This is a genomic window from Streptomyces sp. LUP30, from assembly GCF_001746365.1.
GTDB lineage: Bacteria > Actinomycetota > Actinomycetes > Streptomycetales > Streptomycetaceae > Streptomyces.
Genome location: NZ_MJAJ01000027.1, coordinates 35375 through 48901, shown reverse-complemented (window position 1 = coordinate 48901; position 13527 = coordinate 35375). Strand labels below are relative to the sequence as shown.

Here is a 13527-nt window from a genome sequence, read left to right as displayed (position 1 = left end):
AAGCGGCTACCCTCAGTCGCGTGAACGCATCTCTTCTCCCGGACGACATCCAGGGCGACCCGCACGCCGCCGCCGACGCCGCCGCCGCGCGCCTGCGCGAACTGACCGGCGCCGAGACCCACGACGTCGCCCTCGTGATGGGCTCCGGCTGGGCTCCGGCCGTGGACGCGCTGGGCGCCCCCGACGCAGAGTTCCAGGTCACCGAGCTGCCCGGCTTCCCGCCGCCCGCGGTCGAGGGCCACGGCGGCAAGATCCGCTCCTACCAGATGGGCGAGAAGCGGGCGCTCGTCTTCCTGGGCCGCACCCACTACTACGAGGGCCGCGGCGTCGCCGCCGTCGCCCACGGCGTCCGCACCGCGGTGGCGGCCGGCTGCAAGACGATCGTGCTGACCAACGGCTGCGGCGGCCTGCGCGAGGGCATGCGCCCCGGTCAGCCGGTGCTGATCAGCGACCACATCAACCTCACGGCGACCTCTCCCGTCGTCGGCGCGAACTTCGTCGACCTGACGGACCTGTACTCGCCGCGGCTGCGCGCCCTGTGCAAGGAGATCGACGCCACGCTGGAAGAGGGCGTCTACGCCCAGTTCCCCGGCCCGCACTACGAGACCCCGGCCGAGATCCGCATGGCGCGCACCATCGGGGCGGACCTGGTGGGCATGTCGACGGTGCTGGAGGCCATCGCCGCGCGCGAGGCGGGGGCCGAGGTGCTCGGCATCTCCCTCGTCACCAACCTCGCCGCCGGCATGACGGGCGAGCCGCTGAACCACGAAGAGGTCCTGCAGGCCGGTCGCGACAGCGCGACGCGCATGGGCTCGCTGCTGGCGCAGGTGCTCGGCCGCATCTGAGCGCCCCCCGGGGCCACGGAGGGCGTCCGGTGATCCGGATCCGATCAGCGCGGCGGCCGGCGGGGCGCATCGCGACGCGGAGGCCCTCCCGGTGCCCGGCCCCCCGGGCGCACGGGGATCCGACCGCACAGCGGTCCGCCGTCCCGGGTGTCGCCCGCCCGGGAGGGAAGACGCGAGAACCGCCCGCCCCGCCGCGGAGCCCCGCCCGGGAGCCCGCTTCGGCCCCCCAGCAGGCCTCGTCCTCACCACTCGCCCAGAGGGACCCCAGACGGGCCGGACGACACCGGTCCGAGCCGGAAGACAACCGGCGTCCCCACGCAACCGGAGGTTGACTCCCGTGCACGACGATCTCCTCGCCCGCGCCCGGTCCTGGCTCGCCGAGGACCCGGACCCGCAGACCCGCGCCGAGCTGGCCCGGATCATCGAGGCCGGCGACGTCGCCGAACTCGCCGACCGTTTCAGCGGCACCCTCCAGTTCGGCACCGCAGGCCTGCGCGGCGAGCTGGGGGCCGGCCCCATGCGGATGAACCGCTCGGTCGTCATCCGCGCCGCCGCCGGACTGGCCGCGTACCTCAAGGCCAAGGGACAGCAGGGCGGGCTCGTCGTCATCGGCTACGACGCCCGCCACAAGTCCGCCGACTTCGCCCGCGACACGGCCGCGGTCATGACGGGCGCCGGTCTGCGCGCGGCCGTCCTGCCCCGCCCGCTGCCCACCCCCGTCCTGGCGTTCGCCATACGGCATCTGGGCGCGGTCGCCGGGGTCGAGGTCACGGCCAGCCACAACCCGCCCCGCGACAACGGTTACAAGGTGTACCTGGGCGACGGTTCGCAGATCGTGCCGCCCGCCGACGCCGAGATCGCCGCGGAGATCGACGCCGTCGGCGGCCTGGCCGAGGTCCCCCGCCCGGACGGGGGCTGGCAGACCCTCGACGACGCCGTCCTCGACGCCTACCTGGCCCGCACGGACGCCGTCCTCGCCCCGGAGTCCCCCCGCACGGCCCGCACGGTCTACACCGCGATGCACGGCGTCGGCAAGGACGTCCTGCTCGCCGCGTTCGCCCGCGCGGGCTTCCCCGCGCCGGTCCTCGTCGCCGAGCAGGCCGAACCCGACCCGGAGTTCCCGACCGTGGCCTTCCCCAACCCGGAAGAGCCCGGCGCGATGGACCTCGCCTTCGCCGCGGCCCGCGCGAACGCCCCCGACCTGATCATCGCCAACGACCCGGACGCCGACCGCTGCGCGGTGGCCGTCCCGCACGCGGGCGACTGGCGCATGCTGCGGGGCGACGAGGTCGGCTCGCTGCTCGCCGCCCACCTCGTCCGCCGGGGCGCGCAGGGCACGTTCGCCGAGTCGATCGTCTCCTCGTCCCTGCTCGGCCGCATCGCCCAGAAGGCGGGCCTGCCCCACGAGGAGACCCTCACCGGCTTCAAGTGGATCGCCCGCGTCGACGGCCTGCGCTACGGCTATGAGGAGGCCCTCGGCTACTGCGTGGACCCCGAGGGCGTGCGCGACAAGGACGGCATCACCGCCGCCCTGCTGGTCACGGAACTCGCCTCGGAGCTCAAGGAGCAGGGCCGCACCCTGCTGGACCTCCTCGACGACCTCGCCGTGGAGCACGGTCTGCACGCCACCGACCAGCTGTCCGTGCGGGTGCAGGACCTCTCGGTCATCGCCCGCGCGATGGAACGGCTGCGCGCACAGCCCCCGACCTCGCTGGCGGGCCTGGCCGTCAGCCGGGCGGAGGACCTCACCCGGGGCACGGACACGCTGCCGCCCACCGACGGCCTGCGCTACACGCTCGAGGGGGCCCGGGTCATCGTCCGCCCCAGCGGCACGGAGCCGAAGCTGAAGTGCTACCTGGAGGTCGTGATCCCGGTCGCCGCCCACGACGACCTGCCGGCCGCGCGCACCCGGGCGGACGCCGTCCTCGCCACCATCAAGCAGGACCTGTCGGCCGCGGCCGGGATCTGAGGGCCCGCACCGGCGGGCCCGCGCCACAGGGGGTTCCCGGCCCGCCCGCGATGAGTTCCGGCCGCTTCTCCGGTCTCTTCAGGTGACCGTCGTGGGACGTCTCGTACGACGTCCCGCGACGGCGCCCGGCACCAGACCCCACGGAGGACGCCATGACGACCGCCCCGGACCACCCGACCGCCACGCCGCCCGGCCGCCCGCCCGTCGTCGACCCGGCCGCGTGGCAGGCCGCCCGCGACGAGCTCCTGGTCCGCGAGAAGGCCCATACCCGCGAGGGTGACGCCATCGCCGCGGCCCGCCGCCGACTGCCGATGGTGGAGCTCGACGGGACGGCCGAGGTCGTCGGCCCCGACGGCCCGGTCCCGTTCCTGGACCTGTTCCAGGGCCGCGACGAGCTCGTGGTCTACCAGCACATGTGGTACGACGGCGCACCGCACCAGGGGCAGTGCGAGGGCTGCACCATGGCGGCCTGGCATCTGAGGGACGCCGTCTACCTCAACGCCCGCGGCGTGTCGTTCGCCGTCCTGACCACCGGCCCGTGGGACGAGGTGGCCGCGTACGTCGCCTTCATGGGCTACGCCCAGCCCTGGTACTCGGTACGCGACGTGGCCGAGCCGCTCGGCGGCGGCATGGGCCACCTCAGCTGCTTCCTGCGCGACGGCGACCGCGTCTTCCTCACCTACACCACGACGGGCCGGGGCAACGAGCCGTTCAGCGGGTCGTTCGCCCTGCTCGACATGACGCCGTACGGCCGCGGCGAGACCTGGGAGGACAATCCCGAGGGTCGGCCCGAGGGACAGCACCCGTGCTGGTACTGGCGCTCGGACGCGGACGGGAACGCCACCTGGGGCCCGACCAGCCGCCCCGTCCCGCAGTGGACCCGCCCCGACGCGACCCCCGTGGACACCCTCGGCCGACAGGGCCCCTGCCACTGACCCGGCCGCGGTCATGGCCGCCGCCGGCGCCCCGCGGGCCGGCGGCGTCGGTCGTCAGCGCAGGAACACGACCGCGCCCGCCACCGGCACCCCGACGGCGCTCCCCAGCGGCCACCGCCCGCCCGCGCAGCCGCTCTCCGGGCCGCCCGGCCGGCCTGCCGGTGGGCGGGTCCGCCGGAGGGGCCGACGGTGGCGTGGGGGGCGTCGGGGGCTCGGAGCTCAAGGCGTTGCGGGCCCGGAGTGGGCCTTCCCGGCGCTGCCGCTGACTGCGGCGGCTGGACTCGTTCCGTTGGCCGTTGCTGGAGCGCAGGCTCGGGCGGCCGCACCCGGACGAGCGGACGGCCGCCGCAATCACCGTGCTGTGGCGGGACCCGGCGGCGCGCCCCCGCACACCCACGGCGGACGTGCGCGGACGGCCGCGCAGGCCCCCCGCCGGGCGACCCCCGCCGGACGATCCCCGCCGCTCAGCCCACCGCGATCAGGATCGCCAGTACGACGGCTCCCGCCGCGGCCGGGCCGAGGATCTCCCAGGCCCAGCGGACGCTCACCTCGCCCTGCGCGCTCTCGTCCTTCTCGCGCGCCTCCCACAGGTCGCGCAGGTCCTCCATGGCCCGGTCGGAAGCGGCGCGCGCGGAACCGTCCGCCGCGGCGGCGCCCCCGCGCCCCGGGCCGCCGCCGAACGCGCCGAGTCCGGCGGTCCGGCCGCCCCGGCCGTCCTGCCCGGCCGCCGCGCGCGACACCCGGCGGTTCGCCCGCTTGCGGGCGCGCAGCGAGACGGGGATGGACCACAGCTGGAACTTCGTCCCCGCCAGGGTGAGGACCTCGTTGGAGTAGCCGGACCGCAGCGTGGCGATCTGCCCCCAGGGCAGCACGATCACCCGGAAGGGGTTGCGCACCCGCATCCGCTCCTGACCGGCGTACACGGCGGGCCGCAGGGTCAGGGCGACGATCAGCGGGACGAGGAGGATCATCGTCGCGAGCGCCAGCCACGGGGTGCGCCCCTCGCCCGCGACGATCGCGTCGATGCCGAGCCAGCCGACGAGGGCGAGCATCACCACACCGCCGGCGATGCCCGCGGACGACCGGTACACGCGGTCCCTGATCTCGGGACCCGAGGGTTCCGAGGGCCCCGAGGGCCGCGGTGCTGGTGTCTGGTCTTCCGGGCTCGTCATGGGGCCGATTCTGCCCGACGCCCGCCGTCCGCTCATACGCGGAGCCCCGGCCCGCCATGAGCACCGGAACGACTTCCGGGGCTGTACACCCGCTACGCGCGTAGATATGCTCGTCTGGTGACCATGCCCACCAATGCACCCAGCGCGGCCCGCACCCTCTCGGACGTCACCTCGTCCGACAGCACGCTGCGCCGTTTCCTCCACGGGCTGCCCGGCGTCGACGCGGTCGGCCTGGAGGCGCGCGCCGCCGCGCTAGGCACCCGTTCCATCAAGACGACCGCGAAGGCGTACGCCATCGACCTCGCCATCTCGATGGTCGACCTGACGACGCTGGAAGGCGCGGACACCCCGGGCAAGGTCCGGGCGCTCGGCGCGAAGGCGGTCCGGCCCGACCCGACCGACCGCACGGCCCCCGGCACGGCCGCGGTCTGCGTCTACCCCGACATGGTGGCCGTCGCCAAGGAGGCCGTCGCCGGCTCCGGCGTGAAGGTCGCCTCGGTCGCCACCGCGTTCCCGGCCGGCCGCGCCGCGCTCGACGTGAAGCTGGCCGACGTGCGCGACGCGGTCGCCGCGGGCGCCGACGAGATCGACATGGTCATCGACCGCGGGGCGTTCCTCGCGGGCAGGTACATGAAGGTGTACGACGAGATCGTCGCCGTCAAGGAAGCCTCGGGGGCGGCCCGCCTCAAGGTCATCTTCGAGACGGGCGAGCTGTCGACGTACGACAACATCCGGCGGGCGAGCTGGCTCGGCATGCTGGCCGGAGCGGACTTCATCAAGACGTCCACCGGCAAGGTCGCCGTCAACGCCACCCCCGCCAACACCCTGCTCATGCTGGAGGCCGTCCGCGACTTCCGTGCCCAGACCGGCGTCCAGGTCGGCGTGAAGCCCGCCGGCGGCATCCGCACCAGCAAGGACGCGATCAAGTTCCTCGTCCTGGTCAACGAGACCGCGGGCGGGGACTGGCTCGACAACCACTGGTTCCGCTTCGGCGCCTCCTCGCTCCTGAACGATCTGCTGATGCAGCGTCAGAAGCTGGCCACCGGCCGCTACTCCGGACCCGACTACGTGACGGTGGACTGAGACCCCATGAACATGGAAAACACGCCTTCCGCATTCACCTCCGCCTTCGAGTACGCACCGGCCCCCGAGTCCCGCTCGGTCGTCGACATCGCACCCTCCTACGGCCTGTTCATCGACGGCGAGTTCACCGAGGCGGCCGACGGCAAGGTCTTCAAGACCGTCTCGCCGTCCACCGAGGAGGTCCTCTCCGAGATCGCCCAGGCGGGCGAGGCGGACGTCGACCGCGCCGTGCGGGCCGCCCGCAAGGCCTTCGAGAAGTGGTCCGCGCTGCCGGGCGCCGAACGCGCGAAGTACCTCTTCCGCATCGCCCGCATCATCCAGGAGCGTTCCCGCGAGCTCGCCGTCCTGGAGACGCTGGACAACGGCAAGCCGATCAGGGAGACGCGCGACGCCGACCTGCCCCTGGTCGCCGCGCACTTCTTCTACTACGCGGGCTGGGCCGACAAGCTCGGTCACGCCGGGTTCGGGGCCTCGCCGAAGCCGCTGGGCGTGGCCGGCCAGGTCATCCCCTGGAACTTCCCGCTGCTGATGCTGGCCTGGAAGATCGCCCCGGCGCTGGCCACGGGCAACACGGTGGTGCTCAAGCCCGCCGAGACGACGCCCCTGTCGGCGCTGTTCTTCGCGGACGTCTGCCGTCAGGCCGGCCTCCCCAGGGGCGTCGTCAACATCCTGCCGGGCTACGGCGACGCGGGCGCGGCGCTCGTCGCGCACCCCGACGTGAACAAGGTGGCCTTCACCGGCTCCACGGCCGTGGGCAAGGAGATCGCGCGCACGGTCGCGGGCAGCCGCAAGAAGCTCACCCTCGAACTGGGCGGCAAGGGCGCGAACATCGTCTTCGACGACGCCCCGATCGACCAGGCCGTCGAGGGCATCGTCAGCGGCATCTTCTTCAACCAGGGCCAGGTCTGCTGCGCGGGCAGCCGTCTCCTCGTCCAGGAGTCGATCCAGGACGAGCTGCTGGACTCCCTCAAGCGCCGGCTGTCGACCCTGCGTCTCGGCGACCCGCTCGACAAGAACACCGACATCGGCGCGATCAACTCCGCCGAGCAGCTCTCCCGGATCACCACCCTCGTCGAGCAGGGCGAGGCGGAGGGCGCGGAGCGCTGGTCCCCCGCCTGCGAACTGCCCACCTCCGGCTACTGGTTCGCGCCGACGCTGTTCACGAACGTCACCCAGGCGCACACCGTCGCGCGCGACGAGATCTTCGGCCCGGTGCTGTCGGTCCTCACCTTCCGCACCCCGGACGAGGCCGTCGCCAAGGCCAACAACACGCCGTACGGGCTGTCGGCGGGCATCTGGACGGAGAAGGGCTCCCGGATCCTCGCCGTCGCGAACAAGCTCCGGGCCGGCGTCGTCTGGTCCAACACGTTCAACAAGTTCGACCCCACCTCGCCGTTCGGCGGCTACAAGGAGTCGGGATTCGGCCGCGAGGGCGGCCGCCACGGCCTGGAGGCGTACCTCGATGTCTGACCGACTGTCCGTGCTGAAGACCTACAAGCTGTACGTCGGCGGGAAGTTCCCGCGTTCCGAGAGCGGCCGGGTGTACGAGGTGACGGACTCCAAGGGCACATGGCTGGCCAACGCGCCGCAGGCCTCCCGCAAGGACGCCCGTGACGCGGTCGTCGCCGCGCGCAAGGCGTTCGGCGGCTGGGCCGGGGCGACGGCGTACAACCGGGGCCAGGTCCTCTACCGCGTCGCGGAGATGCTGGAGGGCCGCAGGGCCCAGTTCGTCCGCGAGGTCGCCGACGCCGAGGGCCTGTCGAAGACGAAGGCCGCCGAGCAGGTCGAGGCGACGATCGACCGCTGGGTCTGGTACGCGGGCTGGACCGACAAGATCGCCCAGGTCGTGGGCGGCGGGAACCCGGTCGCGGGCCCGTTCTTCAACCTCTCATCGCCCGAGCCGACGGGTGTGGTCACGGTCCTCGCCCCCCAGGAGTCGTCGTTCCTCGGGCTGGTGTCGGTGCTGGCCCCGGTGATCGCCACGGGCAACACGGCGATCGTGATCGCGAGCGAGCGCTCCCCGCTGCCGGCGCTCTCCCTGGGCGAGGTGCTGGCCACCTCGGACGTTCCCGGCGGCGTCGTCAACGTCCTCTCGGGCCGCACGGCGGAGATCGCGGCTCCACTGGCCGCGCACCAGGACGTCAACGCGATCGACCTCGCCGGCGCCGACGAGTCGCTGGCGAAGGAGCTGGAGATCGCGGCGGCCGACAACCTGAAGCGCGTCCTTCGTCCACAGCCTGTGGACGACTGGTCGGCGGTTCCGGGCATCGACCGCCTGACGGCCTTCCTGGAGACCAAGACGGTCTGGCACCCCACCGGTTCGCTGGGCGCGTCCGGATCGTCCTACTAGGCGCCCTCAGGGCACGCCGGGCGCCCTCCGGCACGTCGCCGGCGCCCCCGCGGACGCGGAAGCCGCGCCGCCCCTCCGTCCGGGGGCGGCGCGGCTTCCGTGCGTGTGCCGTGCGGGGCGCGGTCAGCCGCCGAGCACCTTGGTGACGTCCCCCACCACCGGGATCGACCCGATCGACTGGGCCTGGGCCACCGGGCCGGTCAGCATCTGGGACGTCAGCGGCTGGAAGTCGGCCAGCTGGGTGCCTACGCCGTTGTCGAGGGGGTCGACGCCGGTGCCCGCCAGCGGGTTGGGCTTGAGGCCGGAGACCGTGCCCGTGACGTAGGACAGGGAGCCCAGCGCGCCCTGCAGCCCGGCCTGCGGGTCGATCTGGCCGATCGAGGTGGGCCTCGTGCGCACCACGTCGACGGCGGGCTGGCCGGTGGCCGCGGCGGCGGTCCCCGCGCCCGCGCCCAGCGCCACTCCGGCGGTCGCGAGGGCGGCGAGGGCGCGCCGGCCGGTGGGGGTCTGGGGGGAGTCGTGTCGGGCCATCGTCGATGCCGCCTTCTGCTGCGCAAGGTGATCCGGTCGACACGAAGGGTAGTTGAGGTGTGACGCGCGCATCAAAGCCGACCCGCGGGGTCGTTGACGGCCCGGGGGATGCCTCACACTGGTGTCCCGTGACCTCCCCTCCGCCCATACCCACGCGAGTCGTGCTGCTCTGCGGCCCTTCCGGCTCCGGCAAGTCCCTGCTCGCCGCCCGCTGCGGCCTCCCGGTGCTGCGGCTCGACGACTTCTACAAGGAGGGGGACGACCCGACGCTGCCGCTGGTCGCGGGGAGTTCCGACATCGACTGGGACCACCCCGGATCGTGGGACGCGGACGCGGCCGTCGCCGCGATCGTGGAACTGTGCGGCACGGGCCGCACGAACGTTCCCGTGTACGACATCTCGCTCAGCGCCCGCACGGGCGAGGACGAGATCGGGATCGGGCGGACGCCGCTGTTCATCGCGGAGGGCATCTTCGCCGCCGAGATCGTGACCCGCTGCCGGGAGCTGGGCGTGCTGGCCGACGCGCTGTGTCTGAGCCGCGGGCCGGTGAAGACGTTCCGGCGCCGCTTCCTGCGCGATCTGAAGGAGGGCCGCAAGTCGGTGCCCTTCCTGCTGCGCCGCGGCTGGCGCCTGATGCGCGCCGAACGCTCCATCGTGGCCCGCCAGAGCGCGCTGGGCGCGTACGCGTGCGACCGCGACGAGGCACTGGCCCGGCTGGCCGCCGCGGCGTCGGGCGACCTGACCCCGACGGCGCGCACGACCGTCTAGGGCGCGCACACGAAGAAGCGGGACTGGACGGACCCCCCGGCCCTCCAGTCCCGCTCCTCCTCTTTCCCCCGTGTTCCCCCGTGCTTCCCCTTGCTTCCCCCAGGCCCCCCCGGGTGGTGCTTCCCCCGTGCTTGCGCGGTACCGCTCCCCCTCGACGTCCCCCGTCGGGTCCCCCCGGTACCGCTCCCCCGTGTTTCCCCCGTTCACCGGCTCCGCTGAGCGGGTCCGGCCCTTCCCCCGTTCACCCTCAGGCGACAAGCTCCCCGAAGGCGTCCTCCTCGTCACGGCCGAAGCTGAGGACCTCGTCCTCGCGCAGCCGGCGCAGGGAGCGCCAGATGCTGGACTTCACCGTGCCGACACTGATGCCGAGGATCTCCGCGATCTCCGGGTCGGTGCGGCCCTCGTAGTAGCGCAGGACCAGCATCGTCCGCTGGAGTTCGGGCAGCCGGGCCAGCGCCTGCCACAGGACCGCGCGCAGTTCCGTGCCGCGCATCGCGTCCGTGTCGCCGGGCGTCTCCGGCAGTTCCTCGGTCGGGTACTCGTTCAGCTTGCGGCGGCGCCACGCGCTGATGTGCAGGTTGGTCATGGTCCGGCGGAGGTATCCGCCGACCGCGGCCTTGTCGCTGATGCGCTCCCATGCCCGGTAGGTCGAGAACAGGGCGCTCTGCAGCAGGTCCTCGGCCTCGAAGCGGTCGCCCGTGAGGTGGTAGGCGGTGGCGTACAGGGAGGCGCGGCGCTCCTGGACGTAGGCGGTGAACTCCGCCTCGGTCAGCGAGCGACGCTCCCCCGTGTCCTCCCCGTACGCGGCTCCCCCGTGAGCCGCCTGTTCCCCCGCGTCGACCACCGTCATGAAGGCGGTGTGCTGACGCCCGGCGCCGCGACCGCACCCCCGAGCGGTCACCGCACCGGACTTCTCGGAACCCCGGTTCACGTCGTGCAGACGCGTGACGACTGCGACTGCGTTGGTGCTCATACCGTGCAGCGTGTTCATCTCGCGCCCCCCGTCGTGGACTTACGGTGTTCGGTCTCTCGCTCCGGCCCGGCTTCGCTGTGGTGTTCGGCGTCGCCGTGCCTTGTGACGAAAAGATTGCCCGGGCCACTTCATCGCCGTGTCCGCCGACTGTCACAGACCTGTCACAGGGGCCTGTTCACGGCAGGCGCACAGATCGTCCACAGCCGTCCGCGGTACGGCAGTCGGCCCGGTCCTCGCAGGTCATCGGCGTCCGCTGCCGGCTCCTCCGGCCCGGTCCCCGCCGCCGGGCCGGAGCCGGCCGTGTTCGACGGGGACAGCGGCGTCCTGTGCGGGTTCCTGGCGGGTCCGGCCGGGCTCGCGCGCCGGGCCGCGGGGGCGGCCGGTTCCGTCCGATCCGGTGGGCCGCCCCGCTCCGGGCACCCGCCAGACACCCCTCGGACTGTCCGAAACCGCAGGTCCACGGGGTGCGGACCCGCTGGACGTGGGGCGTCGGCGCGGGCGGTCGCGGGACGCGGCCGGGCCGCCGCACGCCGCGCGCGCCGCCGAAACCACCTCGCTCCGGCACCCGCGCCCGGACGGGCACCGCCCCACAGGTCGAACGACAGGCCCCTCATGGGCCAGAATGAGCCCGTGCCTTCCCTGTTGCTGATCGAGGACGACGACGCCATCCGTACGGCCCTGGAGCTCTCACTGACGCGCCAGGGACACCGGGTGGCGACCGCTGCGAGCGGTGAGGACGGTCTGAAGCTGCTGCGCGAGCAACGGCCGGATCTGATCGTGCTGGACGTGATGCTGCCCGGCATCGACGGCTTCGAGGTGTGCCGTCGCATCCGGCGCACCGACCAGTTGCCGATCATCCTGCTCACCGCGCGCAGTGACGACATCGACGTGGTCGTCGGGCTGGAGTCCGGCGCCGACGACTACGTCGTCAAGCCCATCCAGGGCCGGGTGCTGGACGCCCGGATCCGGGCCGTGCTGCGGCGCGGTGAGCGCGAGTCGAGCGACGCGGCCACCTTCGGCAGCCTCGTCATCGACCGTGCCGCGATGACGGTGACGAAGAACGGCGAGGACCTCCAGCTCACCCCGACGGAGCTGCGGCTGCTGCTCGAGCTGAGCCGGCGGCCCGGCCAGGCGCTGTCCCGGCAGCAGTTGCTGCGCCTGGTGTGGGAGCACGACTACCTGGGCGACTCGCGGCTGGTGGACGCCTGTGTCCAGCGACTGCGGGCCAAGGTGGAGGACGTGCCGTCGTCGCCCGTCCTGATCCGTACCGTGCGCGGCGTCGGCTACCGCCTGGACGCCCCTCAGTGACCGAAGCGCAAGGGGGGCTGCGCGGCCGGTCCGCGTCGCGCAGGGGAAGACTGTCACGGCTGCGTCTGACGAGCCTGCGGCTGCGGCTGGTCCTGGTGTTCGGCGCCGTGGCGCTGACCGCCGCCGTGTCCGCGTCCGGCATCGCGTACTGGCTCAACCGCGAGGCCGTGCTGACCCGCACCCAGGGCTCGGTGCTGCGGGACTTCGAGCAGGAGATGCAGAACCGGGCCGGTTCGCTCCCGGAGCATCCCTCGCAGGACGAACTGCAGCACACGGCCGGGCAGATGGCCAACAGCAGCCAGCGGTTCAGCGTGCTGCTGGTGGCCGCGGACAGCAGCGGCCAGACCGTGTACGGCAACTCCGGCGGGCTGAACGGGTTCGCGCTGGAGGACGTGCCCGAGTCGCTGCGCACGGCGGTCAACAGGCAGCAGGACGTCGGCGGCGGCAACAAGTCCCCTTACCACCTGTACTGGCAGCGGGTCGTGGACCACGGGACGCCGTATCTGGTGGCCGGGACGAAGGTGATCGGGGGCGGGCCGACCGGCTACATGCGCAAGTCGCTGGAGCCGGAGGCCAAGGACCTCAACTCGCTGGCCTGGTCGCTGGGGATCGCCACCGGTCTGGCGCTGGTCGGGGCCGCGCTGCTCGCGCAGGCCGCCGCCACGACCGTCCTGAAGCCGGTGCACCGGCTGGGCGTCGCGGCGCGCCGGCTCGGCGAGGGGCGGCTGGACACCCGGCTGCGGGTCTCCGGGACGGACGAACTGGCCGATCTGTCGCGGACGTTCAACCGGACGGCCGAGGCGCTGGAGAAGCGGGTCGACGACATGGCCGCCCGTGACGAGGCCTCGCGCCGGTTCGTCGCCGACATGTCGCACGAGCTGCGGACGCCGCTGACCGCCATCACCACCGTCGCGGAGGTGCTGGAGGAGGAGCTGGACGCCGAGTCGGGCAGCATCGACCCGATGATCGAGCCCGCGGTGCGGCTGGTGGTCAGCGAGACGCGGCGGCTGAACACCCTCGTCGAGAACCTGATGGAGGTCACCCGCTTCGACGCGGGAACGGCCCGGCTGGTCCTGGACGACGTCGACGTCGCCGACCAGATCACCGCCTGCATCGACGCGCGCGCCTGGCTGGACGCCGTGGACCTGGACGCCGAGCGCGGCATTCACGCCCTGCTCGACCCGCGCCGTCTGGACGTCATCCTGGCCAACCTCATCGGCAACGCGCTCAAGCACGGCGGATCGCCGGTGCGGGTGTCGGTGTCGACGGCGGACGACTCGGTCGTGATCGCGGTGCGCGACCACGGGCCCGGCATCCCCGAGGACGTGCTGCCGCACGTCTTCGACCGGTTCTACAAGGCGAGCGCCTCCCGGCCGCGCTCCGAGGGCAGCGGGCTCGGTCTGTCCATCGCCCTGGAGAACGCCCACATCCACGGCGGCGGGATCACCGCCGCCAACTCCCCGGAAGGCGGCGCGGTGTTCACCCTGCGGCTGCCCCAGGGCGTCTCCGAGCGGGCGGAACACGACGGCGAGGAGGGCGACGGCGGTGAGCACGGCGTGCGGGCCGTGCCGGAAAAGGGGGACGCGACGTGACC

Annotated in this window: 12 protein-coding genes; 9 read left to right on the top strand and 3 right to left on the bottom strand. The window is 73.3% G+C overall.

Translation table 11 applies throughout. The features are described from left to right. The first annotated feature begins 20 nt into the window (after positions 1 to 20). From BG482_RS22445 to BG482_RS22435, 3 genes are all read left to right on the top strand, one after another. Positions 21 to 845: a purine-nucleoside phosphorylase gene (locus tag BG482_RS22445; protein WP_069770880.1), complete on the top strand. Its 825-nt coding sequence runs from the start codon at positions 21 to 23 to the stop codon at positions 843 to 845. A 337-nt stretch (positions 846 to 1182) separates the two neighbouring features. Then, the gene (locus BG482_RS22440; RefSeq protein ID WP_069770879.1) at positions 1183 to 2814 is read left to right on the top strand and encodes a phospho-sugar mutase; all 1632 of its coding nucleotides are present in this window, start codon (positions 1183 to 1185) and stop codon (positions 2812 to 2814) included. Between the two features lie 152 nt (positions 2815 to 2966). Continuing rightward, positions 2967 to 3749 (top strand): DUF899 domain-containing protein, encoded by a 783-nt coding sequence (locus BG482_RS22435; RefSeq protein ID WP_069770878.1) that lies wholly within the window; start codon positions 2967 to 2969, stop codon positions 3747 to 3749. Positions 3750 to 4213: 464 nt separating this feature from the next. Here the strand turns inward: BG482_RS22435 and BG482_RS22430 are convergent, their stop codons facing one another. Next, on the bottom strand, positions 4214 to 4921 hold the full coding sequence (locus BG482_RS22430) for a PH domain-containing protein (RefSeq protein ID WP_069770877.1): 708 nt from the start codon (positions 4919 to 4921) through the stop codon (positions 4214 to 4216). A gap of 123 nt (positions 4922 to 5044) precedes the next feature. Between BG482_RS22430 and deoC the strand changes: the two genes are divergently transcribed. Genes deoC through BG482_RS22415 form a run of 3 tightly spaced genes read left to right on the top strand, consistent with a single transcriptional unit; the run spans position 5045 to position 8354 of the window. Then, complete coding sequence (gene deoC, locus BG482_RS22425; RefSeq protein ID WP_069770876.1) at positions 5045 to 6004, top strand: deoxyribose-phosphate aldolase; 960 nt, start codon at positions 5045 to 5047, stop codon at positions 6002 to 6004. Between the two features lie 12 nt (positions 6005 to 6016). Next, on the top strand, positions 6017 to 7474 hold the full coding sequence (locus BG482_RS22420; protein WP_069770935.1) for an aldehyde dehydrogenase family protein: 1458 nt from the start codon (positions 6017 to 6019) through the stop codon (positions 7472 to 7474). Next, entirely contained in the window at positions 7467 to 8354 is an 888-nt protein-coding gene (locus BG482_RS22415; RefSeq protein ID WP_069770875.1) for an aldehyde dehydrogenase family protein, read from the top strand. Before BG482_RS22420 ends, BG482_RS22415 begins: the two co-directional genes overlap by 8 nt. 123 nt (positions 8355 to 8477) lie before the next feature. Here the strand turns inward: BG482_RS22415 and BG482_RS22410 are convergent, their stop codons facing one another. Continuing rightward, entirely contained in the window at positions 8478 to 8885 is a 408-nt protein-coding gene (locus tag BG482_RS22410; RefSeq protein ID WP_069770874.1) for a hypothetical protein, read from the bottom strand. 59 nt (positions 8886 to 8944) lie between these two features. Between BG482_RS22410 and BG482_RS22405 the strand changes: the two genes are divergently transcribed. Next, a complete protein-coding gene (locus tag BG482_RS22405; RefSeq protein WP_079142031.1) occupies positions 8945 to 9652 on the top strand; it encodes a uridine kinase in 708 nt (235 codons plus the stop codon). A gap of 247 nt (positions 9653 to 9899) precedes the next feature. Here the strand turns inward: BG482_RS22405 and BG482_RS22400 are convergent, their stop codons facing one another. After that, on the bottom strand, positions 9900 to 10643 hold the full coding sequence (locus BG482_RS22400) for a SigE family RNA polymerase sigma factor (RefSeq protein ID WP_069770872.1): 744 nt from the start codon (positions 10641 to 10643) through the stop codon (positions 9900 to 9902). 612 nt (positions 10644 to 11255) lie between these two features. Between BG482_RS22400 and afsQ1 the strand changes: the two genes are divergently transcribed. Both afsQ1 and BG482_RS22390 read left to right on the top strand, forming a co-directional pair. Beyond that, on the top strand, positions 11256 to 11933 hold the full coding sequence (afsQ1, locus tag BG482_RS22395; RefSeq protein ID WP_057584528.1) for a two-component system response regulator AfsQ1: 678 nt from the start codon (positions 11256 to 11258) through the stop codon (positions 11931 to 11933). After that, positions 11930 to 13525 carry a HAMP domain-containing sensor histidine kinase gene (locus BG482_RS22390; RefSeq protein WP_069770870.1) on the top strand — a complete coding sequence of 532 codons (1596 nt, stop codon included), beginning with the start codon at positions 11930 to 11932 and terminating at the stop codon, positions 13523 to 13525. The genes afsQ1 and BG482_RS22390 overlap by 4 nt, the downstream gene beginning before the upstream one ends. Positions 13526 to 13527 lie beyond the last annotated feature (2 nt).